The sequence below is a fragment of the Alkalimarinus alittae genome (genome assembly GCF_026016465.1).
In the GTDB taxonomy this organism is placed as follows: Bacteria; Pseudomonadota; Gammaproteobacteria; order Pseudomonadales; family Oleiphilaceae; genus Alkalimarinus; species Alkalimarinus alittae.
This window is the reverse complement of sequence record NZ_CP100390.1, coordinates 2,361,728-2,385,314: the sequence shown is the minus strand read 5'-3', so window position 1 is coordinate 2,385,314 and position 23,587 is coordinate 2,361,728. Positions and strand designations below refer to the sequence as shown.

The window sequence follows — 23,587 nt, the reverse complement described above, 5'->3', positions numbered from 1 at the left end:
TTTTTAACTGGCTGTTATGACAATAATTATGCGAATATAGCCATGTTAATAAACGATATTAGGGGGGGGATATGCGTCATGTCACTGTTATAGGGTTTGATTATGCTTTTGCTTCTGCCATTACGGGTGTTTCAGACCTTCTAAGTACTGCGGGTGTTACGTGGAACTATATTCATGGTAAGGCGCTGGCATCTGAATTTAACGTTGAAATTGCGACGTTAGACGGGTCGCCGGTTAAGTGCGCTAATAATATTGAAGTAAAAGCACATAAAGCTATTAACGAAATTGAAACGACGGATCTGTTGTTGATACCCACTATCGCTGGTGATATTGAGCAGACGTTGAAACGAAACAGTGCATTAATCCCTTGGATTATTCAACAAGCAAAGCAGGGGGCTGATATTGCTTGTAATTGCACTGGTGCCTTTTTATTGGCAGAGACAGGGCTTTTAGACAATAAATTAGCCACGACCCACTGGGGTTTTGTTGAGGCGTTTCGACAGCGATATCCTAAGGTAGACCTACGGCCCGAGCAATTAATAACCGCTGATGGCTCTTTTTTTTGTTCGGGGGGCGGGATGGCTTGGTTAGATATGGCACTGTTTTTGATCGAGCGTTACTGTGGTTATGATATTGCTATGGCCAGCGCTAAATCCAATGTGTTTGATATAAGTAAAACAAGTCGAGCGGCGTACAGTAGTATTCCGGGTAAGCGATACCATCAAGATAACGCTATTTTAGCATTACAAGATTGGCTAGATGAAAACTTTAGCCAGAGCATGAGTGTATCTCAACTCGCAGAACGAACCTCTATGACCGAGCGCACGCTAAATAGGCGCTTTAAACAGGCGACCGGAGATAGTTTAATACACTATTTGCAATGCCTCAGAGTTGATGCCGCTAAGAAACTGTTAACGGGCGAGCCTATTACCATCGAGCTTATTACTCAGCGGGTTGGGTATCAGGATGTATCTTCGTTTATTCGGCTATTTAAAAAACATACAGGTATGTCCCCAAGTGCTCATCGTGCAAGGTTTTCATGAATATAAAATTAACATTCAATACGTATGCTGACTTTTTTATTCATAAATCGTTATACTGATGGAGTAAAATCGTTAATCATCCAACGATAAGCCCAAAATCGTGCTACAAATCAACTAAGTCAGCGCACATAGACTTCGTAACTTTGTCACCTTTTTATATCAAAAACGTCTACAAACCAAAACGGTACTTGAGGCGTTAAACGTACAAGGAGTATCTTGTAGTGCAAGACAAAATTACGCTCATAGTTGATTATTTAAATGAAGTAAAAACACGTTGTACATTTAATGCAGCGGCAGAATCTATTGGTATCACACCCCAAGCGCTTAAAAAAGAGCTAGGCGATCCACGCCCAGAAATATCTTGGTTTGTGAGCCCAACCTCAGGCGAACCTATGCGTTACTTAGACACTGAAAAGCATCCTGAGCTTTATCGAACTTCTCGTATAATTACGTCATCAAAAGTTCTAAAACGTAATCTAGATCTGTAAAGGTTAATCAAGTCAATCAGAGGCGACCTCGATGGGTTAGGCCTCGATTGCTTGTTACCGCCTACCCAGAAGCGATTGTCATCCCGGTTAAGTTTTTAATATAAGGTACAATAACGATGTTTCTGGACAGGCACTCGTTAGTTTGAGCAATAACGGAAGGTTGTGTTGAAGAAGTTCATATTTATAATAATTGCGTTAGTTGCTTTTCAGTATCGTGGTGAAATAGAGAATTACTTATTTCCGCGGCCTGACTATGGGAATATGCATGAAGGTAAAGTGATTCTTTATGCGACCTCATGGTGCGGGTACTGTGAAAAAGCGCGTAATCTTATGGATGAAAATAATATTCCGTTTTACGAATATAATATTGAAACTTCTTCTGAAGGTAGAGAGCAGTATCAATCACTTGGAGGGCGAGGAGTCCCCGTGTTACTCATAAACGGTAATGTCATTAAAGGTTACAGTCCAAGCGATATTATAAAGTACGCAAAGTAATGCGTCTTACTTGTTGCTCTTTTCTTGTTTAACCAGTAGTCTATACAGTATTGTTTGCTGCCTTGTAATAGCCTCACTTCTGTTATAGCTCGTTATGAAACTCTATATTGCTGAAAAACCAAGCTTAGGGCGTGCCATCGCGTCGGCATTACCGAAACCTCATCTAAAACTAGATGGCTGCATTAAAGTCGGTAATGGTGATGTGGTGACTTGGTGTATTGGTCATATATTAGAGCAGGTTGAGCCTGAAGCTTATGATCCTGCCTTTAAAAAGTGGCAACTCGAACATCTGCCTATTTCGCCTAGCGACTGGAAACTAACCCCAAAATCAAACACTCGCAAGCAATTTACAGTTGTTAAAAAACTAATTAAACAAGCTGACACAATTGTGCATTGCGGTGACCCTGATCGCGAAGGTCAGTTGTTAGTCGATGAAGTGATTAATCACGTAGGTATTAAACCATCAGTAAAAAAGACGCTTCAGCGTTGCTTGATTAGTGATTTAAATACATCTGCCGTTAAGCAATCATTATCCATGCTTAAGCCCAACAGTGAGTTTGCGCCCTTATCTATTTCTGCCTTGGCGCGTTCAAGAGCCGACTGGCTGTATGGAATCAACATGACGCGTGCATATACACTGCAAGGTCAAAAAGTGGGGTTTCAAGGGGTTGTGTCGGTGGGGCGTGTACAAACACCGATATTAGGTTTAGTGGTTAGACGAGACTTAGACATCGAGCAGTTTACGCCTGTTAATTTTTATGACGTATTGGCTTATGTCCAGACGGACTCTAAAACGGTATTCTCTGCAAAGTGGAAACCGAGTGAAGCCTGTTTACCTTATTGTGATTCTGAGGGGCGAGTACTCAATAAAGCTTTAGCTGAAAACGTTGTTAATAGAATAAACCAACAGCCTGCAATTGTTAAAAAAGTAGAACGTAAACCCAAAAAACAAGCCGCGCCACTGCCTTATAATTTATCGTCATTGCAAATTGATGCGGCAAAGCGATTTGGAATGAGTGCTAAGTCGGTTCTTGATACCTGTCAGTCGCTCTATGAAAACCATAAGTTGATTACGTACCCAAGGTCAGATAATCGATATTTACCGATGGCTCACTTTCACCAAGCCTTAAATATTGTAGATGCCATCAGTCATTCAGCTAATTTAAAACGTGAATGCAGTGGCGCTAATTGCAGCTTAAAGAGTAAAGCTTGGAATGACGCTAAAGTAGGGGCGCATCATGCCATTATCCCCACGGCTATGAGACGTAAGGGGGTGCTTTCGAAGGCTGAACAGCACGTGTATGAGTTGGTTGCTAGGCAGTATCTTATGCAGTTTTACCCTAGTTGGCAGTATATTGACGGCGTAATAGAGCTCGATATTTCAGGTGGAGTTTTTATAACAAAGGCGAGACATACAACCACTAAAGGGTGGAAAGAATTACTGGTGTCGTCCATACTGCAAAAAGAAAGTAACGATACGCTGCCTACTGTCGAAGTAGGGCAAGTGCTACACTGTGATAAGGGCGAACTGGTAGAGAAACAAACACAACCGCCATCTCCTTTTACAGATGCGACCTTATTAGCGGCCATGACGGGTATCAGTCGTTATGTCACCAACCCAGATATTAAAAAGATTCTAAAAGAAACAGATGGCTTAGGCACTGAAGCTACTCGCGCTAACATCATTGAGTTATTATTTAAGCGACAATTTTTGGCACGTCAGGGTAAGCAAATACGATCAACATTAATTGGTCGAGGCTTAATTACTAGCTTACCAGAAAGTATGACGTTACCTGATATGACGGCGCACTGGGAGTCTATGCTAGATAAAATTAGCTTAAAAGAGCAAAACTACTTTGATTTTATGGCACCATTACAACAATCGTTACTTGACTTGGTCGGTTACGCACGCTGTAATCTTCCTGTAGGCTTAAAAGGGTTGAAACAGAAAAATTCTAATAAGTTCAAAGCAAGCAGTAAGTCAGTTAAGAAGAAATACACAAAAGCAAAAAAGTGAATAATTAGTGCGCGCCATCTAAGCAATAAAACCTACCTTTATACTTTGGACGCGGTAAACGTAACATTACTATCGTTTTGGGTGTTTATGTTGGATTATCGGTTTAGAACGTAAATTTAAATACTACTCATTAATTCATATACGATAAACAATATTGGAGATTCGATTTTGGAAACAGTTGTAAAAAAGTGGTTCAGAGATAAAGAATATGGTTTTCTAGATAATGGCAGTGGCCCAGATATCATGGTTCGTAAAGCTGACCTACTTAATTGTCAGTTTTTAAGAATTGGTGTGACAGTTGAGTTTGAATGCCACCTGGATAAGTCAAAATTGATTGCTAAGAATGTGAAGCTTTCACACCAAAAAAGCCAACAAAATGGCGGAAGAAACGCTAAACCACACCCATTTGGTGTTATGACTTAAGCATTAAATATGAGTTGTGGGGTCGTTAGAAACCCATTTATCGCTTAGCTAGATTTAGTTTTAGTTCTTTATGTTTAGATATTGAGGTTCCCGTTTTGCCGGAGCCGGTGAGATGTTCGTCAGGTAGTGCCTGTAGATTTATAGTGTTGTCAGTTGAGTTAAGGGTAATCGTTTCGTGCATCTATGCACTCATCTTCACCCATCGCAAACTCTCTGCAAATAAGCGGTCTATTTTCATAAATCGAGCACATCATAGTGTTACGGTCGAGTGCTGCACACCAACCGTCACTGAGTCGATCCATGGTTTCACCGCCCCATTTGTCGGTTTTAATATAACGGTCTGGCACACCTGTGTCTGTGATAATCATAACTTCCATGCGACAGCAGATCGCTTCGCAGTTTGAGCAGGTAATTTTCTCATCGACAACATTTATGGCACTTATTTTCATGGAATACAGCTCAAATTTCACAATGGACAACGGTTAGCCTGTTAGATTATATCTTGTTATCAGGTGACTAACCGCTCATTTTAGTGTTTTCACAAAGGAACAATTGTGGCTTCAAAATATTATGTTATATGGCAGGGTCGAGAAACCGGTATTTTTACAGACTGGGCGAACTGTAAAAAGCACATAGATCATTTTCCTGGTGCACGATATAAATCATTTAAAACATTACCTGAAGCTGAAGCAGCTTACGGTGGTCGTTCCCCTAACACTCGAAGCGCTAACTCTAAAAGTGCAACGGCACCAAAAAGTAAACGAGCTACCGTTAAAACTTATTCGGCGGCAGAAGTTGATAAGCTCAATGTTGACACTAAAATTTTTACCGATGGCGGTTGCGAGCCTAACCCTGGTGAGGCCGGATCAGGCTTGGCCGTTTATCGTAAAGGTAGGGTAGACGAACTTTGGTACGGTCTATACAACCCAAAGGGCACAAATAATACAGCGGAACTTAGCGCATTGTTTGAAGCATTAGTGCTTGCAAAAAAAGAAGTCGAGAGTAACCGTTCGGTAGCCATTTTCTGCGACTCAAAGTATTCAATTCAGTGCATCACACAGTGGGCTGTAAGTTGGGAGAAAAAAGGCTGGAAAAAAGCAGGAGGTGAGATAAAAAATCTAGACCTTATCAAGAAAATGTTTGCGCTATACCTGCAACTTAAAAGCGACATTAAGGTATTGCATGTTAATGGTCATGTAGGGGTTGAAGGCAATGAGTTAGCCGACAGAATGTCTATCTTAGCCATGGAGTCAAAAGAGCCACGTTTTATTCAATATACAAAAGACATTAACATAAATTCAATATTGGCTTTAAGGGCAGGCTAATCATCAAGCTGTTAGCCTTTTGTCTTAGATGAATTGATCAAATAGTGTTCTAAACTTTCTTGCAAGTGTATTCGGTATACAGCATTGCAAGGGAGTTTATATATGACCTATAAAGCCACCTATCAATCATCAATTAGTGACCCTGTTTCTTTTTGGAAAGAAAAATCTGAACTTATCGCTTGGTATAAAAAACCTTCAACCATACTGAGTAAAAACCAAGATGGGTTAGATTGTTGGTATGCGGACGGTGAACTCAATACGTCTTATCTCGCATTAGACTACCATATAGAGCAGGGGCGAGGTGCTCAAACAGCCTTAATCTATGACTCGCCTGCCACAAATAGTGTTCAACAATATAGTTACACAGAGTTAAGAGACAAGGTCGCTTTTTTTGCTGGTGCTTTGGATGCTTTAGGTGTATCAAAAGGTGATAGGGTTGTGCTCTATATGCCGATGATTCCCGAGGCCGTTATTGCGATGCTAGCTTGCGCTCGTATCGGGGCGGTTCATTCTGTCGTGTTTGGTGGGTTTGCGGCGAGCGAGCTGGCTGTAAGAATTGACGATGCTACACCAAAAGTCATTATTTCGGCGTCATGTGGTATTGAAGTCAGCAAGGTGATCGAATACAAACCCTTATTAGATCAAGCCATTGAGCTGGCGACTCATAAACCCCATAGTTGTGTCATCGTGCAGCGCCCACAAGCTATTTGCTCGCTGGTTGAACATCGTGATTTTGACTGGCAAGACATAATGGCGATAGCCACAGCAAAAGACCCTGTTCCCGTTTTAGCAACCGATCCCCTATACATTCTTTATACCTCTGGTACCACCGGAAAGCCCAAAGGGGTCGTTCGTGACAATGGCGGTCATGCTGTTGCAATGCGATACAGCATGGAGTGGGTTTATGGTGTTAAGCCTGGTGATGTTTATTGGGCCGCCTCTGATGTAGGCTGGGTGGTTGGGCATTCGTATATCGTTTATGCGCCGTTAATTACCGGTTGCACTTCTATTTTGTACGAAGGTAAGCCGGTTAAAACCCCTGATGCCGGAGCATTTTGGCGTGTTTGCTCTGATCATGGCGTAAAAGTATTGTTTTCTGCTCCCACTGCATTTAGAGCTATTCGCAAAGAAGATCCAGATGCTAAGTTGATGCAACAGTACGATCTCAGCAAGCTAGAACGCTTATTTCTCGCAGGTGAGCGGCTTGATCCACCGACGTATGAATGGTTAAAACAGAAAACAGGGCTGCCGGTTATAGATCACTGGTGGCAAACTGAAACCGGCTGGGCAATTGCCTGTAACCCTATAGGTGAGGCATTAATGCCTGTTAAACCGGGCTCTGCCACAATGCCGACAGTTGGGTTTAATGTTCAGGTCTTAAATTCACATGGAAAACCTGCGGAGCCTAATGAGCAAGGTAGTGTTGTAGTTAAATTACCTTTGCCACCGGGGTGTTTACCTACCGTCTGGAATGATACTCCTCGATTTAAAAGTTCATATCTCGATACATTTGATGGTTATTACTTATCTGGCGATGGCGGTTACTTTGATGAAGAGGGTTACCTTTTCATTATGGGGCGAACCGATGATGTGATTAATGTAGCAGGGCATCGGCTATCAACCGGCGAAATGGAAGAGGTCGTTGGCTCTCATGAAGCCATCGCAGAGTGTGCGGTATTTGGAGTGGCAGATCCTCTCAAGGGTCAGGTGCCTATTGGTTTGGTGTTACTTAAAGACGGTGTCGATGTCGACGATGATGAATTGGAGCAAGAACTAATTCAGTTAGTCAGAGACCGGATTGGTCCATTAGCCTGCTTTCAACGAGCCATGATCGTGGAACGACTACCAAAAACAAGGTCAGGCAAGATATTACGTAAAACCATACGTCAAATAGCGGATGGTGAAGAATACACAGTGCCATCAACCATTGATGACCCATCCATACTAACTGATCTTGAAGATAGGTTTAGTCATTTAGGTATGTCATAAAAGTCGGGTTAACGTTTTGTATATTTAGTGAGATCTTCGTATTCGATTATCAAATGTTAAGGAATGCAATAATCGTATCAACTAGTATATCGGGCAATGACAATAAACTCTGGGTCAATAATTCACCAGAGAAAATACAAAAAACTAAATAAGTCTGATCTTTAGTGCTTATAACACTCACTAAAGATACTAATTGATACGTGGAGATAGAGATGTCAGCAGAACGTTACCCAAACATGTTAAAGCCATTAGATTTAGGCTTCACCACGCTCAAAAATCGAGTACTTATGGGCTCAATGCACACCGGCTTAGAAGAACAGCCTGATGGCCTTGATCGAATGGCCGCTTTTTTTGCAGAGCGAGCGCGTGGTGGTGTTGCACTGATTGTGACAGGTGGTTTTGGACCGAGCGCAGAAGCGGCAACTCATCCACAAACTCAGTTAATCAAAAATGAGGAAGATGCCTTATCACATCGTGTTATTACGGATGCGGTACATAAAGAAGGTGGCAAAATCTGTATGCAGATATTGCACACAGGGCGATATGCATTTAACCCTAACTCTGTAGCACCTTCAGCGGTTCAAGCACCAATAAATCCGTTTAAGCCTAAAGCACTCGATGAAGAGGGCATCCAAAAGCAGATAAATGATATTGTTCAGTTAGCCGTTCATGCCCAAATAGGCGGCTATGATGGCGTCGAAATTATGGGATCAGAAGGTTACTTCATAAACCAGTTTCTAGCTAAGCGAACTAATCACCGAGATGACGACTGGGGGGGGGACTACGAGAATAGAATGCGCCTCGCAGTTGAAGTTGTTCGCCGTACGCGTGAAGCGGTCGGTAAAGAGTTTATTATTATTTACCGTCTGTCAATGCTTGATTTGGTAGAAGGCGGCAGTACTTATGAAGAAGTTCTTCAATTAGGTAAAGCGATTGAAGGTGCGGGTGCGACCATTATAAATACCGGTATCGGTTGGCACGAAGCGCGTGTGCCCACTATTGCAACTAAAGTGCCTAGAGCTGCATTTACATGGGTTACGGCTAAATTTAAAAAAGAACTAAATATCCCGTTAATTACCTCTAACCGAATAAATACACCAGAAGTCGCTGAAGAAGTATTAGAGCGTGGTGATGCCGATATGGTCTCAATGGCTCGTCCATTCTTAGCGGACGCGTTCTTTGTACAAAAAGCGATTGAAGGTAAGAGCGATGAAATCAACACCTGTATTGGCTGTAATCAGGCTTGTCTCGATAACGTATTTAGCGGCAGGCTAACAAGCTGTCTAGTGAATCCTAGAGCTTGTCATGAAACCGAAATGGTGATGACGCCAGTCACAGATGTTAAGAAATTAGCCGTTATCGGTGCGGGGCCAGCAGGGTTGGCGTTTGCTACCACAGCCGCCGAACGTGGCCATCAGGTAACGTTATTTGATGCAGGCGATCAAATTGGTGGCCAGTTTAATATTGCTAAGCAGATCCCAGGTAAGGAAGAGTTTTATGAGACGCTTCGATACTACGGCAAACAAATAGAAAAAACAGGCGTTAATTTAGTCCTCGGTCGTAACGTAACAGTAGACGACTTAAACGGTGACGACTTTGATGAAATCATCTTGGCGACAGGTATTCAGCCTCGCTTACCTGAAATAGACGGCATTGATCATCCCAAAGTGTTGGGTTATCTTGATGTGCTTCGTGATAAAGCACCCGTCGGTAAGAAAGTAGCCGTTATTGGTGCTGGAGGCATTGGCTTTGATGTATCAGAATATCTTTGCCACAGCGGAGAAGCGACTAGCCAGAACATCGAAGCTTTTATGAAGGAGTGGGGCGTCGATATGACGTTTAAGGCTCGAGGTGGTATTGAGGGCGTAGTTGCTGAGGTGCCACCTTCACCACGCGATGTTTACTTACTCCAGCGTAAGAAGTCAAAAGTGGGTGCTAAGCTAGGTAAAACGACTGGTTGGATTCATAGAACTGGCCTTAAGAACAAAGGCGTAAATATGATCCCTGCTTGTACTTATGAGAAGATTGATGATCAAGGCTTGCATATTGATGTTGCGGGTGAAAAACGCATTCTCGATGTTGATAACATTGTTGTATGTGCTGGACAAGATCCTCTACGCGACTTAGTTGAAGGTTTGAATAAGCCTTATCAGTTGATTGGTGGTGCTGATTACGCTGCAGAGCTTGATGCAAAGCGGGCGATTGATCAGGGTACGCGATTAGCGTTGGCTATTTAAGAAGATTGAAGGGCGGACTGGCAAGTCCGCCCACACATGGACTGGTAATTGTTTGTTTCTTGGGGATTACACCCCGCATGGACTGGTATTATTTCATCCACCTGGGGATGTTCCCCCATTTACTAACTGTTCTTGTTCAGACTCTTTTTGAGCCTAGACAAACTAACAGGCGTCATGCCTAGAAATGATGCAATGTGATACTGAGGAATACGGTCTAGTAGATGCTGATACTCTTTACAAAACCATCGATAACGCTGCTCGCCATTACATATTAACCGTTTAGCATCTCGCTTAGCGTTACTCACAAAAAGGCTGTGCATGAAGGTGATTTCGAAATTAAGTATTTCAGGTTTATCTAAGGCGTAGGCATGAAATTTTGGATAGTTTGCAACCAATAGCGTAACCGGCTCAATCGTTTGAATGTAGTAAGGGCAAGGGGCGCCGCTAACAAAACTAGAAATAGGCCCTAAGAGCATCCCTTCTTCGTAAAAACCTTCGTTAACTTCATTACCTTCTTGGTCTACATAATATATGCGGACTAATCCCTCTGCTATATAAAAAAATTCATCACAAGGCTGACCCGCTTTAATCCAGTGTTCGTTTTCATTTAATTGTTGCAGATGAAAGAACTGAACAAAACCGCGCCAGTCACTGAGTTCTGCGTGAAAGCGCTCTTCTAAGGTAGCACGCATTTTTACAAAGTGTTGATCCACATTTGCCTCGGTTTTGAATAGTGTCTGAAGGGTATAGATTATCGCCTAGTCGTATTGACCAGTAAAGAATTCCTCTGCGTTAACGTTAAATGACTCCGTTAAACCTAAATGCAAATGATAATAGTTCTTGATTAGATTAGTAATAATCATTATCATTCGCATAAATAGTGATTAATATCAATTTGAGGTGTTTGATGTCGCAACCAGAACCCGCCATTCCGCAGATTCATACAGCTGAACTGAGCGATACTGAAGCAGAGGCTTTAGTTCAAGGTGTATCAAGTAATATTCCTGAAGTATTAACAAATGAACTTGCGGTTGACTCTGTAGATAGCAGTTACCAATTGCTTGACTTAAACCTAGAAACAAACCCCGTATCAAAATCTGCCGCAGAGTTCTTGCAAGTGGGTGGTCCAGTTGTTTGGGTACTGATGACGTTTTCTGTTGCTGCAGTGGCGATTGGACTCGTCAAAATTTGGCAGTTCTATCGTGCTAAAGCAGAACGTGTTGATGATATTGATGCTAGTTTACAAGCGTGGGCTCAGGGTGATGTTAAAAAGGCTGAGTCGTTCTTAGTTAAAAATCGTCCTTTATCTCAGTTGGTTTTAAGTGCTCAGAAAGCTTGTGACTATATTTATTGTTCGGGGTTGGTAGGTGTTTCTAATCAAAATGACGCCTTAAAACGTCATAAAGAAGAGCTGACAAGGCTCGCCAACGAGTTAATGCAAAATTTACGCAGTTATCTTAGGCCGTTGGAGATGATTGCGACTTTAAGCCCCTTACTAGGATTATTAGGTACGGTTATGGGGATGATTGAAGCCTTTCAGCAGATGGAGTCTGCGGGTAGTCAGGTAGATCCATCCGTTCTTTCAGGGGGTATTTGGCAAGCGCTCTTAACTACCGCAGTAGGTTTATCCGTCGCTATACCCGTTGTGATGTTACATGGTTATCTGGAGCGTAAATGTGAGCGTATTACTTACATTTTGAATGACTCAGTTACACGTGTATTTACACAGATGCCACACTACTCAGATAACGCTGAACAAGGTGAGCTAGCACATGCTGCTTGAAGCCCAGTCAAAAAAAATAAACAGAATTAGTTTAACCCCGTTAATCGATGTAGTGTTTATTTTACTGCTATTTTTTATGTTGTCTTCTAGCTTTAGTCATTGGTTCTCGATTGATATTTCAATGCCAACAGGCAGCAAACTTGAAGCACGTGAAGCCGCTAGAATACAGCTTTTAAATCAACAAGGTCTCATAACCTATAACGGTTCCACTTTTTCAATAGGCAATTTAGCGTTTGTTAAATCACTAAAAGCAGACGGCAAGAACCAAGTCTTTATTGATGTTGAATCAAATGTTAATACACAAACTATTGTGAAACTCATTAGCGTGTTAAATGAACAGGGCATAAAAAAGGTCGCTTTAGGTGATGTTTTTATAAAGTCTAAGGTTCAAATAGAGGCATTATGAACTTCGTTCAAGTACCCATTTCAAGTAAAAACCAAAATGACGAGAACCTAATACCCTTAATTAATGTTGTTTTTTTAATGTTGATATTTTTTATGGTGGCAGGCGTTATCCGAGAAACTGACAACTCAAGTATTAACTATCCAAAGTCTCTTTCTGTGAATGAGATCGCTGATAAGACGATTACTGTGATCGTTAATAAAGCATCAGAAGTGAAACTAAATAAACAAGCGGTAAGTCTTAAGCAGTTATCAGATCAACTAAATAAGCGAGTGTTAGAAGAGCTTGACCCTCAGGACCTGTATATCATTTTAAAAGTTGATGGGGCAGTTGCGGCTGAAAGCCTCCAGGGTGTGTTGAAAGCAATTCGCCAAGTAGGGTTACTAAAAGTTCAGTTAATTACTGAATTTGGAGAAATAACATGACAATAAAGGCGACACACTGGGCTATAACGTTGGTTATAGCGATTAGCCTTCACGCACTTATTTTTATTGTAATGCCGTCAGATAGTTTAAAAAGTGCTGCAGCAGAAGGAAAGCAAGGTGTTGAAATTGATCTAGGCATGATGGGGGATTTTGGAGACACCATTGAAACGTCCGATGCTGTAAACGATATGGTTAAACCTGTTACTGAGGTTTTAGAAGAAAACGTCACTGAAAGCATAGTTGAAGAGGTCGTTGAGGAACCTGAAATACAACAAACAGAAATATTAGTAGATCGCTCAGATGCGAAACAAAACGTCGATGCCAGGATAGTCGATATAAAAACTAAATCGACAGTTAAAGAAAACGTTAAGGAAGATCGTTTAGAACCTGTAAATAAAATAGAAATAACTGAGGCTGAAAATACTGAACATGACAATTTTCAAGTTGAAGCACCCAAAGAGAATCAATTAATCACACAGAAAAAGAAAAGTACAGGTGATGCTAACTCGTTGAGTACCGGTGGGGATGCAGGGGTCAGCCGAAGTTACTTAGCTAAGCTTTTGGCTCAATTAGCACAGCATAAACGCTACCCATTGTCTTCAAGGAGAAAAGCCGAAGAAGGCATTGCCATACTGGATTTTAAAATCAGTCGTACTGGGCGCGTACTAGATTTTGATATACAGAAAAGCTCAGGGTTTGATGCATTAGATAAAGCGGTATTAGTGATGTTAAAGCGAGCAGAGCCGTTCCCTCCAGTACCTGCAGATATAAAAGGTAATAATATACGTTTCACGCTACCTATTGCATTTAAATTAAATAGTTAACCTGTTTCTACCTCGGCTTTGGCGTAATACGTCATGAAGTATTAAACCAAACCAACCACGACTTTCTTTTCGTTATATCAGGCGTTTGGCCAGGCCATGGTGTGCATGTTTAGAAAGTAACAACCGCTTAGTGAAATCACTGGGCATGTAATTATTAATTTTTAAACTACGTTCAAAGGATTATGTTATGTCGAAATATAAGGGTGAGAGCCATACCCACTTTGCTAAAGCAAAGCCTGCAATGATGGCCAGTACGTTAGCGATGAGCATCTCTTCTGCATTAGTAGGAGGTGCTTACGCCGAAGAGAGTAATGTCAACGTAGAAACCAATGAAGAAACCAGTGTGGTGATGGATACACTCATGGTAGAGGGGGCAGGCGTGACTGTGAGTGATAATCCTTATGCTGAAAAAGGGGCACCATACAAGGCTAAGACATTAGCCGACGTCAGACGCACACGTGATATTGCAGATACACCTCAAACGATAACTGTTCTAACGAAAGATCAGATAGAAGAGTCGGGTAAAACTGAACTGAAAGATATATTGAGTGCGCAACCAGGCATCACGTTGGGTACAGGTGAAGGCGGGAACTCATTTGGCGACCGATATATTATTCGAGGGTATGAAGCGCGAAGTGATGTCTATACTGATGGTTTGAGGGATCCAGGCCTAATTACTCGAGAAACATTTGCTTTAGAGCAAATTGAAATCACCAAAGGCCCTAGCTCAACTTTTGCAGGAAGAGGCTCTACAGGTGGTGCGGTTAACAGCGTGACTAAAAAAGCTAGCATTAACGATACCTCAACTCAGCTAGATGCTGGACTCGGTACAGATAAATTTCAACGTTATACCTTAGATCATAATGCGGCAGTTAATGATGATTTAGCATTTCGTATCAATGGATTATATACGTCTAGTGATATTCCTGATCGCGAGCCAGCAAGTGAAGAACGTTTTGGTGGGTTACTGTCTGCCACTTATAAAGCCACTGACAATGTTGAACTCAGTGCAGATTACTATTCGTTTAGAAGTGATGATAAAACAGATCCTGGTACTTATTTAGTTGATGGTAAACCTGATAAAAATGTTAAGTATGTCGGGCAAGATGGTCTAGATTTTCAAGAGACAGAGGCTGATATTGCAACGTTCAATATTGACGTAGACATGGGGGGGGGCACTCGTTTAGAGAACAAAACTCGTTATGGAACCACGGCTAACGATTATGCTATTTCAGTATATAGCACTCGTCGTTCGGGTTTGCGTACCTTTACAGGCTGGCAAGAAAATGAATATCTAGGAAACCAAACAAACTTTATTCTTGATGCCGATATTGCCGGCATGCGGAATACTATTGTAGTGGGTGCTGAGTTTGCTAACGAAAAGGTCGCTTCTGGTAATTACACGGTTACCACTGACAGTATTGGCACTATTAATCCTTATGACCCAGATAACTCATCATGGGTGGGCAGTATTGATAAAAATCCAAAACGCACTGAACTAGAATTGCAAACCATTTCTGCTTACTTAATGGACACCATTACAGTAAACGAAGACTGGGAAGTATTCGCAGGTTTACGTTATGACCAATTTGATTATGAGCTATGGGCTGCAGAGTCTACATCTCGTTTTGGAGTGGTCACACCTGAAACAGTCTATGACTATGATGACGGATTCTTTAATGGACACTTAGGGCTTGTTTATTCTCCATGGGAAAACGGCAATATTTATGCAAGTTGGAGCACATCTTCAAATATCAATGGTGGCGAAGCAGATGCAGGAACAAGTTGTGGATATGGTGGCTTATGTACAGATACTAGCGGTAATTATGCTGCAGATCCTGAGCAGTCAACCAACCTAGAAATCGGTACCAAGTGGAACTTGATGGATGACAAACTACTCGCTACAGCGGCTATATTTCAAATCACTAAAGATGACGTGATAGAAAGTGGTGTCGATTCTTATCAGACAGGCGGTAGCTTTAATACGGGTAAAAACCGAGTTGAAGGTATCGAGCTTGGTTTGAGCGGTAATATTACTGATAAGCTGAGTGGGCAGGTCGGTGTTGCAATTATGGACTCTGAAACACTTAAGTCGTTTAACCCAGAAAATGTTGGAAAACCGAAAGCCAATTTTGCAGATAACAGTGCCAACGTTCAACTTAAATATCAGCTAGAACCTGCATTAGCGCTTGGCGGTGTAGTAACGTATTCAAGTGAGATTTATGGTGGACAACCAGACAGTGCCGCAAGGGAAACGATTAGCTTGCCTAGCTACACGGTTGTGGATTTGTTTGCTACTTATAAGTTAAACAATAACTTTAATGTTCGGGCTAACCTGAATAATGTTGCAGATGAGCAATATTATACAGCCGTTTACCGAGGGGGCAGCATTGTTTATATCGGGGACGGACGCTCTGCTGATGTCACCGTAAGCTACTTATTTTAGGCTAACTTGAGAGAGGCTTTGCCTCTCTCAAACACCGTTTACTTCTGAGTCAATCGTTATGATAATCTCGATAGAAAATATCCTTAATCAAGAGCAGTTAGTGCATATTAGATCGTTGTTGGCTGAAGCAGACTGGCAAGACGGCTTATTAACTGCCGGCCAGCAAGCCTCATCGGTTAAGTATAATCAACAATTACCTCAAACCAGTGAACTCAATGAATATCTAGGTGATCAAGTGTTGAGAGGCTTATCTAAGCATCCGATGTTTATATCAGCTACGCTCCCTTTAAAAATATATCCACCCATGTTTAATCGTTATCAAACCGGTAATAACTATGGTTTGCACGTAGATAATGCAATGCGAGTGGTGCCAGGCACAACCGTGCGAGTGCGCACTGATTTATCAGCCACACTCTTTTTAAATGAACCAAATGAGTATGAGGGCGGGGAGCTTCGTATAGAAGGCCAACATGATGCACGTGAGATTAAATTAAACGCTGGCGATATGATTATTTATCCATCGACACAACGCCATACCGTTAAACCGGTAATTTCAGGCAGTCGTCTAGCAAGTTTTTTTTGGATACAAAGCATGGTACGTAATCATGAGCAGCGTGAACTGTTGTTTAACTTAGATCAAAGCGTTCAATCATTAATGACTCAGCACAGTCAAGATCATGCAGATGTGTTGCGGTTAACAGGGGTTTATCAAAATCTGATTCGACAGTGGTCAGATACGTAATATTTGTAGAGGCAGTCGATGAATAACCACATTAAACCAGCCCTAAGTGCGCTACCATCTGACTTGGTTAGCGTTGCTGATTTTACGCGAGTGGCTAAGGCGCATATTCCACCTTCAATCTTCGAATATATCGTAGGTGGAGGTGCCGATGAGATGTCATTAAAACGAAACCGGTCTGCTTTTGATGAATGGAATATTCTGCCAAGAGTGTTACGTGATGTCACTCAGGGGGGCACACAAACCAATATATTAGGTGAAACGTTACGGCACCCAATTTTATTGGCACCTGTTGCATTTCAGAAAATGGTTCATCCATCAGGCGAATTAGCAACGCTTGAAGCGGCAGACTGTCTTGAAACAAAAATGGTGGTCAGTACACTGTCGACTACTGAAATAGAAAAAATAGCACACGCCAGCTCGCAGCGTCATTGGTTTCAATTGTACTTTCAAGAAAATCGTGAATTTACCTTAAGCCTTGTAAAAAGGGCAGAAAGAGCAGGTTATACGAAATTAGTGGTAACGATAGATGCGCCATTACACGGTATTCGAAATAGAGCTCAGAGAGCAGGTTTTGAACTACCAGCAGGTATTACTGCTATAAATTTAATAGATAGACCTCCGTTACCCCGAAAAATATTAGAGTCGCATGAAAGCGTCGTCCTACAAGGTATGATGAGTGAAGCCCCCACATGGAATGATATAGATTGGCTGCTCAGCGTAACATCGCTGCCCATTATTTTAAAAGGTATCTTGCATCCAGAAGATGCAAAAATTGCAAAAAATAAAGGAGTAGCCGGCCTGATTATCTCTAATCATGGTGGTAGAGCGCTGGACTGTGTCCCTTCTGGCCTTGATGTGTTACCTGCTATCCGTCAGTCGCTCGGCAAACGCTATCCTTTACTATTAGATGGCGGTATAGAGCGAGGAACCGATATATTCAAAGCGTTAGCCTTAGGTGCAAACGCGGTGTTGATAGGGCGGCCTCAACTATATGCATTATCGGTAGCTGGAGCGCTAGGTGTGGCGAGTATGTTACGTATTCTTAGAGAGGAGCTTGAAGTTACGATGGCACTTGCCGGTACCGACACTCTTGAGAAAATAACACCGCAATATTTACAGCGAATAAACTGTGACTGCACCAATCCTAACCACTAAAACCGTTAATGCATTTCTTTAGTGCTTCCACGCGCGTCTTCACATAAATAATCATTGTTTCAATACCTTACAAATAACGGATAAAGCCGTGTATTTATCAATATACGGCTTTTGGCATGGTTATCGCAATTACCTGATTAGCGAAACTAATGTTAAACGTGTTGGAGTGATCTGTATGAATAAGTTAGATGTGACTGAAGCAATTATCTTATTGAAAAAAGAGAAAGATCTTACTTGGGAAGCCATAGCTGAATATATTGGCATGTCACCTGTTTGGACAACGTCTGCTTGTCTAGGAATGAATAGCTGCTCAGAAGATGTGGCAAGTAAGCTGATTGAGTTTATTGGCTTACCCTCAGAGGCTAAAGCCGTTTTAATGGCTTACCCTACAAAAGAGTGGGATAAATCCATTCCTCAAGACCCTCTTATTTATCGGCTATATGAAGTCGTTGGCGTTTATGGTGAGACTTTAAAAGAAGTAATTCAAGAAAAGTTCGGTGATGGAATTATGAGCGCAATAGACTTTACGATGGATGTAGATAAAGAAGAAAACCCTAAAGGAGATCGAGTAATCCTAACGCTCAATGGTAAATTTCTACCTTATAAATCGTGGTGATCTAAAGTGGTGCAATTTATCGGATCTGTACTCAATGGAATGCACCGTAATAATACTTATTTGATAATGATAAGTCTTTAATTTTAAAAAAATATAATAAAAACAAGGTTTTGAAAGTTGGCATTTATAATGCTTATACATATTTAACTATTATTCAATATTAATCTAGAGAGAGCATTTATGGCTTATATAGAACCTAGCGAGTTTGTCACCAAAATGGTTGATGCTGGCGAATCTAAGGTCTACATGTCAACCAAAGATACACTTATACGTGCCTTTATGGCTGGCGCCATACTGGGGCTTGCTGCGATATTTGCAATAACCGTTGCGATTAAGACAGGTAGCCCGCTTATTGGCGCTATTCTTTTCCCTGTTGGTTTTATCATGCTTTATTTAATGAAGTTTGATTTGCTCACCGGTGTGTTTACCTTAGTACCATTAGCACTTCTTGATAAACGACCTGGTGTTACGTTTTCGGGTGTAATGCGTAATTGGGGCTTGGTGTTTCTGGGTAATTTCGCAGGCGCACTGACCACGGCCTTTTTTATGTCGTTTATATTGACCTACGGTTATTCGATTGACGGGGGTGCGATTGCTGCCAAAGTGAGTGCGATAGGTGAGTCTCGAACTTTGGGTTATCAATCACATGGCTTTTCAGGCTGGTTGACCATCTTTGTACGTGGAATGCTGTGTAACTGGATGGTTTCAATGGGGGTTGTCGGTGCGATGATTTCAACATCTGCTGGCGCTAAAATGGCAGCAATGTGGATGCCTGTAATGCTGTTCTTTTTCATGGGGTTTGAACACTCAATCGTTAACATGTTTTTATTCCCTTTCTCAATGATTATGGGGGGAGACTTTACCGTAATGGATTACTTATTATGGAATGAACTTCCAACGGCATTAGGTAATCTAGTGGGTGGCTTCTTACTGGTAGGGCTACCGTTATACTATACCCATGTTAAAACATCTCCTGAGCGTCAATTGGTTTAATTAATTTTGAACCTTAGATTATAGGGCTCCGTAATCATCGTTACGGAGCTTTTTGCTTTTATACGTTGACGTTTAAGGAGTTAGACTGTGGCTCAAGCGCTGGCTGTTAGTGTTGGTAATGCGACCGATAAGGGCGTTAAAGCGATTAACCAAGATTATATGGGGAGTGTTGTACCTGCTGAGCCTCTATTGAGTAGCAAGGGCATCGCTTTAGCCATGGCTGACGGCATTAGTTCAAGTAAGGTGAGCCAAGAGGCGAGTCAAGCAGCCGTCTCTGGTTTTTTAGAAGACTATTACTGCACCTCGGATTCATGGTCAGTGAAAACATCTGTTCAAAAAGTTGTTAAATCAATTAACGCTTGGCTATATGCTCAGACACGAAATAGCCCTTATCGTTTTGAGCGTGACACCGGTTATATATGCACGTTTAGTGCTTTGGTGTTGAAGTCAAATACTGCACATATATTCCACTCAGGTGATACCCGTATCTACCGTTTGTGTGGCGGGCAACTTGAGCAGCTTACAGACGATCATAGGCGTGTTGTATCTGATGAGGTTAGTTATTTAACCCGAGCACTTGGCATTGATCAAGCCTTAGAGATTGATTATAAAAGCGTGTTATTAGAAAAGGGCGATACGTTTATTCTAGCGACGGATGGCGTATATGAATTTATAAATGGCCAACAAATATCGGATGCTATTGCCGATACTGAGACGCTTGATTTGGCAGCGTTGAGTGTAGTTCAGCAAGCGCTAGCGAGTGGCAGCGATGATAATTTAAGTATACAGCTTCTGCGAGTAGACCAAGTTGCTGACTACCAACTCGATGAAGTACAGCAATTGACGATGCTGCCACTACCGCCAACACTTGTGCCTAGAATGGAATTTGATGGTTATGAGATTATTCGAGAGATATATATTAGCAGTCGTAGTCACGTTGTATTGGCGAAGGACTTAGAAACAAATCAAACCGTCGTGATAAAAACACCCTCAACCGAGCTTCGTAATAACGCACAATACCTCGAACGCTTTATGTTGGAGGAGTGGATAGCCAAGCGTGTTAACAACCCCCATGTAGCAAAAGCCATTAGCTCAAACCGTAAACGAAATTATTTATATTTAGTCTCTGAATATATTGAAGGGATTTCACTTAATCAATGGATGATTGATAACCCTAAGCCAAGCCTAGAAGAAGTTAGAACTATTATTGAACAGGTGGCAAAAGGTTTACAGGCCTTTCATCGGCAAGAGATGATTCATCAAGATCTTCGCCCAAATAATATTATGATCGACCATACGCATACGGTAAAAATAATTGATTTTGGCTCTACTTATATTTCAGGTGTTACAGACCCTAAAAGCGAAGAAGACATGCGTGGAACTATGCGTTATTCAGCCCCAGAGTATTTTTTAGGTCAACTCGGGACACCTCGTTCTGATATTTATGCGTTAGCTGTGATTACTTATCAAATGTTATCGGGGCGATTTCCTTATAGTACGAAGATTGCACAGGCTAAAAGTGTAAACGCTCAAAGAAGGCTAAACTATAAAAGCTTAATTGATGATAACTCTGAACTTCCCTTATGGGTTGATGATGCACTTCGCAATGCACTGCAGGTTAACCCTTTAAAACGCTACTCTGAACTATCTGAGTTTGTTTACGACCTTCGGCACCCGAATAAACGATTTTTATCTAAAAACCGAGTGCCTTTGATAGAGCGAAACCCCATCGTGTTTTGGCAGAGTATCAGTATTATTTTAATGGCTATAATTATTGCTCAGTTGATCGCGCTTAATTAATTGCTTTGCTACGCTATATTGACCATAGTGAGTCATATTAGGGATGGTATAGCATAATGGTCGTAATCATCTATAACGGTATTTCTAACTGTCGCGTCTAGTTTTGAGGCTTTGTGCATGCGGATGCTTGTACACTTATCAGGTGGCCGGGCTTAATGTTGAATAAGGGGTGTAGTGATATATGATTCCTTTGAATGAACCTTTTGACCTTGTTTTATTTGGGGCAAGCGGTGACCTTTCTACTCGTAAGCTTTTTCCTGCGTTGTTTTCATTACACCTTGATGGTCGTTTGCCTTCTGAGTGGCGGTTAGTGGCACTCTATAGACGTGAGCATGTTGATTTTATTGAAAACTTACGCATACCTATTATGTTAAATCATAATACTAACGATGAAAGTATGAAGGCTAAATGGGATACTTTTGCAACACATATTGTTAGCTTTTCGTTTGATGCGACCGCGCCTGAAAATTACGGTGAACTTAAAACGTTTGTTAACCAAATGCCTGACACCTCGACTATCTTTTATCTTGCGACCCCTTCAGTTCTATATGGCAAGATTTGTACAGGCTTAGCCAACGCACAGCTTAACACTGAAAACAGTCGTATCGTGCTTGAAAAGCCCATCGGATCTGACTTAACCTCCGCTAAAGACATAAATGAATTAGTTAGCCAGCATTTTAAAGAGCAGCAGATATTTAGAATTGACCATTACTTAGGTAAAGAAACAGTACAGAACTTATTAGTTCTTCGGTTCGCCAATACTATTTTTGAGTCTCAGTGGAGTCAAAAATATATCGACAATATTCAAATTACCATCTCTGAAACCCTAGGGGTTGAAGAACGCGCCGAGTTTTATGATCAAGTGGGTGCGTTAAGAGATATGGGGCAAAATCACTTGCTTCAACTGCTGTGTATCGTGGCTATGGAGCCACCCTCAAGATTTACCGCAGACGCAGTACGTGATGAAAAGGTTAAGGTGTTAAGGGCGCTACGAACTTTAAATGATTTAGACGTTCACAAAAAAGTCGTTCGTGGACAATATAAAACCGGTGTTTCTAACGGTTCTGCGGTTAAAGGCTATGTTAATGAAGCGGGTGTTGACCCCGCGAGTGAAACTGAAACCTATGTCGCCATGAAGGTTGAAATCGATAATTGGCGTTGGGCAGGTGTGCCGTTTTATTTACGTACAGGTAAGCGACTTGCTCATCGCGCGTGTGAAATTGTCGTTAATTTTAAAGAGGTGCCACATTCAATATTTGATTTACAACATAAGAAAACGATGGCGAATAAACTGGTATTTAGACTCCAACCGGATGAAGGTATACGGCTAATATTATGTGAAAAGAAAACTGGGCCGGGCGTTAACGTACGCTCAACAGAGCTCAGTTTAAGCCCTGACTATTTGCACCGTAAACGTGTTCCCGATGCGTATGAGCGATTACTCGGTGATGTGATAAGTAATAATCAAACGTTATTTGTTAGGCAAGATGAACTAATAGCAGCTTGGGAATGGCTAGACCCAATACTTAAGCATTGGAATGAGTCTGAACAAGGCCCAGAACCCTATATTTCAGGAAGTTGGGGGCCAGCCGCTTCAACACTGATGCTCGCTAAAGATGGCCGCTTATGGGATGAGACGTTTAGCCCTTCTGAGCAGGAGGCTGACGAGTGATAGAAAGATTCTATGAACATAACCGGTTACTTACCGCTGCGTTATCTAACGCCATTAGTGAGGACTTGTCTCAGCAACTGGTGGCCACTCATAAGGCCAGTATTGCGGTGAGTGGCGGAAATACACCTAAGGCATTATACGAACAGCTATCAACGGTAGCACTTGACTGGCCAAAAATTAGCGTCACTCTAACAGACGAACGATGGGTAGATACTAACCACCCTGATAGTAATGAGGGTATGGTAAGGCGCCATTTACTTAAACATAATGCAGTCTCTGCCTCATTTTTATCACTTAAAACAAGACATACGACTGCAAAAGAAGGGGCGTTGGTGTTAAGTAAAATGCTTAAAGATCAATTACCGTCAGTTGATTTTGTCCTACTAGGTATGGGGTCAGATGGTCATTTTGCATCACTTTTTCCACACACAGAATCGCTCGTTAAAGGGCTTGATAAAGGTGACTTAACACGTTGCATCGACACTTTTGCACCTGTTGAACCGAAACAAAGAATCTCATTGACCCTATCAATGCTATTAACCGCTAAGAAGATCTATTTATTAATCACGGGGGATGATAAGTTGAGTGTATATCGGCGCGCTTGTTTAAATGATCAAATAAATCACACCTCAACGCTTCCGATTGCAGCCGTTTTAAATCAGACAGAGGTTCCGGTTGAGGTTTTTTGGTCTCCATCAGAGAGCTAAAGGG

At 41.7% G+C, this 23,587-nt stretch carries 22 protein-coding genes; 20 read left to right on the top strand and 2 right to left on the bottom strand.

The genetic code is table 11. The features are described from left to right. Window positions 1–71 precede the first annotated feature (71 nt). From NKI27_RS10830 to NKI27_RS10810, 5 genes are all read left to right on the top strand, one after another. A complete protein-coding gene (locus NKI27_RS10830) occupies window positions 72–1,043 on the top strand; it encodes a GlxA family transcriptional regulator (protein ID WP_265046070.1) in 972 nt (323 codons plus the stop codon). A gap of 221 nt (window positions 1,044–1,264) precedes the next feature. Then, complete coding sequence (locus NKI27_RS10825) at window positions 1,265–1,531, top strand: hypothetical protein (protein ID WP_265046069.1); 267 nt, start codon at window positions 1,265–1,267, stop codon at window positions 1,529–1,531. Window positions 1,532–1,693: 162 nt separating this feature from the next. Beyond that, complete coding sequence (locus NKI27_RS10820) at window positions 1,694–2,026, top strand: glutaredoxin family protein (RefSeq protein WP_265046068.1); 333 nt, start codon at window positions 1,694–1,696, stop codon at window positions 2,024–2,026. A 94-nt stretch (window positions 2,027–2,120) separates the two neighbouring features. Further along, window positions 2,121–4,043 carry a DNA topoisomerase III gene (locus tag NKI27_RS10815; protein WP_265046067.1) on the top strand — a complete coding sequence of 641 codons (1,923 nt, stop codon included), beginning with the start codon at window positions 2,121–2,123 and terminating at the stop codon, window positions 4,041–4,043. Between the two features lie 168 nt (window positions 4,044–4,211). Then, window positions 4,212–4,466: a hypothetical protein gene (locus NKI27_RS10810; protein WP_265046066.1), complete on the top strand. Its 255-nt coding sequence runs from the start codon at window positions 4,212–4,214 to the stop codon at window positions 4,464–4,466. Between the two features lie 158 nt (window positions 4,467–4,624). On the opposite strand, the gene NKI27_RS10805 is transcribed toward NKI27_RS10810, so the two are convergent. Further along, window positions 4,625–4,915 carry a YkgJ family cysteine cluster protein gene (locus NKI27_RS10805; protein WP_265046065.1) on the bottom strand — a complete coding sequence of 97 codons (291 nt, stop codon included), beginning with the start codon at window positions 4,913–4,915 and terminating at the stop codon, window positions 4,625–4,627. Between the two features lie 105 nt (window positions 4,916–5,020). Here NKI27_RS10805 and NKI27_RS10800 point away from each other — a divergent pair, with 105 nt between their 5' ends. The 3 genes from NKI27_RS10800 (at window position 5,021) to NKI27_RS10790 (ending at window position 10,017) form a co-directional block, all read left to right on the top strand. Then, entirely contained in the window at window positions 5,021–5,791 is a 771-nt protein-coding gene (locus tag NKI27_RS10800) for a ribonuclease H family protein (RefSeq protein WP_265046064.1), read from the top strand. A 102-nt stretch (window positions 5,792–5,893) separates the two neighbouring features. Next, the gene (locus NKI27_RS10795) at window positions 5,894–7,780 is read left to right on the top strand and encodes a propionyl-CoA synthetase (protein WP_265046063.1); all 1,887 of its coding nucleotides are present in this window, start codon (window positions 5,894–5,896) and stop codon (window positions 7,778–7,780) included. A gap of 212 nt (window positions 7,781–7,992) precedes the next feature. Next, window positions 7,993–10,017, top strand: coding sequence for an NADPH-dependent 2,4-dienoyl-CoA reductase (locus NKI27_RS10790; RefSeq protein WP_265046062.1), 2,025 nt, complete (start codon window positions 7,993–7,995; stop codon window positions 10,015–10,017). 122 nt (window positions 10,018–10,139) lie between these two features. Here NKI27_RS10790 and NKI27_RS10785 read toward each other — a convergent pair whose 3' ends face one another. After that, window positions 10,140–10,730, bottom strand: a complete 591-nt coding sequence (locus tag NKI27_RS10785) for a Crp/Fnr family transcriptional regulator (RefSeq protein WP_265046061.1) — start codon at window positions 10,728–10,730, stop codon at window positions 10,140–10,142. Window positions 10,731–10,924: 194 nt separating this feature from the next. Here NKI27_RS10785 and NKI27_RS10780 point away from each other — a divergent pair, with 194 nt between their 5' ends. From NKI27_RS10780 to pgl, 12 genes are all read left to right on the top strand, one after another. Then, entirely contained in the window at window positions 10,925–11,800 is an 876-nt protein-coding gene (locus tag NKI27_RS10780) for a MotA/TolQ/ExbB proton channel family protein (RefSeq protein WP_265046060.1), read from the top strand. After that, the gene (locus tag NKI27_RS10775) at window positions 11,790–12,206 is read left to right on the top strand and encodes an ExbD/TolR family protein (protein WP_265046059.1); all 417 of its coding nucleotides are present in this window, start codon (window positions 11,790–11,792) and stop codon (window positions 12,204–12,206) included. Before NKI27_RS10780 ends, NKI27_RS10775 begins: the two co-directional genes overlap by 11 nt. Further along, window positions 12,203–12,628, top strand: coding sequence for an ExbD/TolR family protein (locus NKI27_RS10770; RefSeq protein ID WP_265046058.1), 426 nt, complete (start codon window positions 12,203–12,205; stop codon window positions 12,626–12,628). The genes NKI27_RS10775 and NKI27_RS10770 overlap by 4 nt, the downstream gene beginning before the upstream one ends. Continuing rightward, on the top strand, window positions 12,625–13,452 hold the full coding sequence (locus tag NKI27_RS10765; RefSeq protein WP_265046057.1) for an energy transducer TonB: 828 nt from the start codon (window positions 12,625–12,627) through the stop codon (window positions 13,450–13,452). Before NKI27_RS10770 ends, NKI27_RS10765 begins: the two co-directional genes overlap by 4 nt. A 187-nt stretch (window positions 13,453–13,639) precedes the next feature. Next, window positions 13,640–15,898 carry a TonB-dependent receptor gene (locus NKI27_RS10760; protein WP_265046056.1) on the top strand — a complete coding sequence of 753 codons (2,259 nt, stop codon included), beginning with the start codon at window positions 13,640–13,642 and terminating at the stop codon, window positions 15,896–15,898. A 58-nt stretch (window positions 15,899–15,956) separates the two neighbouring features. Next, window positions 15,957–16,640, top strand: coding sequence for a Fe2+-dependent dioxygenase (locus tag NKI27_RS10755; protein WP_265046055.1), 684 nt, complete (start codon window positions 15,957–15,959; stop codon window positions 16,638–16,640). A gap of 18 nt (window positions 16,641–16,658) precedes the next feature. Continuing rightward, on the top strand, window positions 16,659–17,795 hold the full coding sequence (locus NKI27_RS10750; protein ID WP_265046054.1) for an alpha-hydroxy acid oxidase: 1,137 nt from the start codon (window positions 16,659–16,661) through the stop codon (window positions 17,793–17,795). 175 nt (window positions 17,796–17,970) lie between these two features. Then, window positions 17,971–18,411 carry a cyanase gene (gene cynS / locus NKI27_RS10745; RefSeq protein WP_265046053.1) on the top strand — a complete coding sequence of 147 codons (441 nt, stop codon included), beginning with the start codon at window positions 17,971–17,973 and terminating at the stop codon, window positions 18,409–18,411. Between the two features lie 180 nt (window positions 18,412–18,591). Then, window positions 18,592–19,404: a formate/nitrite transporter family protein gene (locus tag NKI27_RS10740; protein WP_265046052.1), complete on the top strand. Its 813-nt coding sequence runs from the start codon at window positions 18,592–18,594 to the stop codon at window positions 19,402–19,404. Between the two features lie 87 nt (window positions 19,405–19,491). Continuing rightward, entirely contained in the window at window positions 19,492–21,204 is a 1,713-nt protein-coding gene (locus tag NKI27_RS10735; RefSeq protein WP_265046051.1) for a bifunctional protein-serine/threonine kinase/phosphatase, read from the top strand. 181 nt (window positions 21,205–21,385) lie between these two features. Next, window positions 21,386–22,876 carry a glucose-6-phosphate dehydrogenase gene (zwf, locus tag NKI27_RS10730; RefSeq protein ID WP_265046050.1) on the top strand — a complete coding sequence of 497 codons (1,491 nt, stop codon included), beginning with the start codon at window positions 21,386–21,388 and terminating at the stop codon, window positions 22,874–22,876. Beyond that, window positions 22,873–23,583, top strand: a complete 711-nt coding sequence (pgl, locus tag NKI27_RS10725) for a 6-phosphogluconolactonase (protein ID WP_265046049.1) — start codon at window positions 22,873–22,875, stop codon at window positions 23,581–23,583. The genes zwf and pgl overlap by 4 nt, the downstream gene beginning before the upstream one ends. Window positions 23,584–23,587: the final 4 nt, after the last annotated feature.

What these genes read in the sequence shown, in the direction of transcription:
- NKI27_RS10750 (WP_265046054.1), top strand. Translation starts at nt 16,659, where the DNA reads ATGAATAACCACATTAAACCAGCCCTAAGTGCGCTACCATCTGACTTG.
- NKI27_RS10795 (WP_265046063.1), top strand. Translation starts at nt 5,894, where the DNA reads ATGACCTATAAAGCCACCTATCAATCATCAATTAGTGACCCTGTTTCT.
- NKI27_RS10770 (WP_265046058.1), top strand. Translation starts at nt 12,203, where the DNA reads ATGAACTTCGTTCAAGTACCCATTTCAAGTAAAAACCAAAATGACGAG.
- NKI27_RS10790 (WP_265046062.1), top strand. Translation starts at nt 7,993, where the DNA reads ATGTCAGCAGAACGTTACCCAAACATGTTAAAGCCATTAGATTTAGGC.
- NKI27_RS10815 (WP_265046067.1), top strand. Translation starts at nt 2,121, where the DNA reads ATGAAACTCTATATTGCTGAAAAACCAAGCTTAGGGCGTGCCATCGCG.
- NKI27_RS10760 (WP_265046056.1), top strand. Translation starts at nt 13,640, where the DNA reads ATGTCGAAATATAAGGGTGAGAGCCATACCCACTTTGCTAAAGCAAAG.
- zwf (WP_265046050.1), top strand. Translation starts at nt 21,386, where the DNA reads ATGATTCCTTTGAATGAACCTTTTGACCTTGTTTTATTTGGGGCAAGC.
- NKI27_RS10755 (WP_265046055.1), top strand. Translation starts at nt 15,957, where the DNA reads ATGATAATCTCGATAGAAAATATCCTTAATCAAGAGCAGTTAGTGCAT.
- cynS (WP_265046053.1), top strand. Translation starts at nt 17,971, where the DNA reads ATGAATAAGTTAGATGTGACTGAAGCAATTATCTTATTGAAAAAAGAG.
- NKI27_RS10765 (WP_265046057.1), top strand. Translation starts at nt 12,625, where the DNA reads ATGACAATAAAGGCGACACACTGGGCTATAACGTTGGTTATAGCGATT.
- NKI27_RS10780 (WP_265046060.1), top strand. Translation starts at nt 10,925, where the DNA reads ATGTCGCAACCAGAACCCGCCATTCCGCAGATTCATACAGCTGAACTG.
- NKI27_RS10830 (WP_265046070.1), top strand. Translation starts at nt 72, where the DNA reads ATGCGTCATGTCACTGTTATAGGGTTTGATTATGCTTTTGCTTCTGCC.
- NKI27_RS10740 (WP_265046052.1), top strand. Translation starts at nt 18,592, where the DNA reads ATGGCTTATATAGAACCTAGCGAGTTTGTCACCAAAATGGTTGATGCT.
- NKI27_RS10775 (WP_265046059.1), top strand. Translation starts at nt 11,790, where the DNA reads ATGCTGCTTGAAGCCCAGTCAAAAAAAATAAACAGAATTAGTTTAACC.
- NKI27_RS10805 (WP_265046065.1), bottom strand. Translation starts at nt 4,915, where the DNA reads ATGAAAATAAGTGCCATAAATGTTGTCGATGAGAAAATTACCTGCTCA.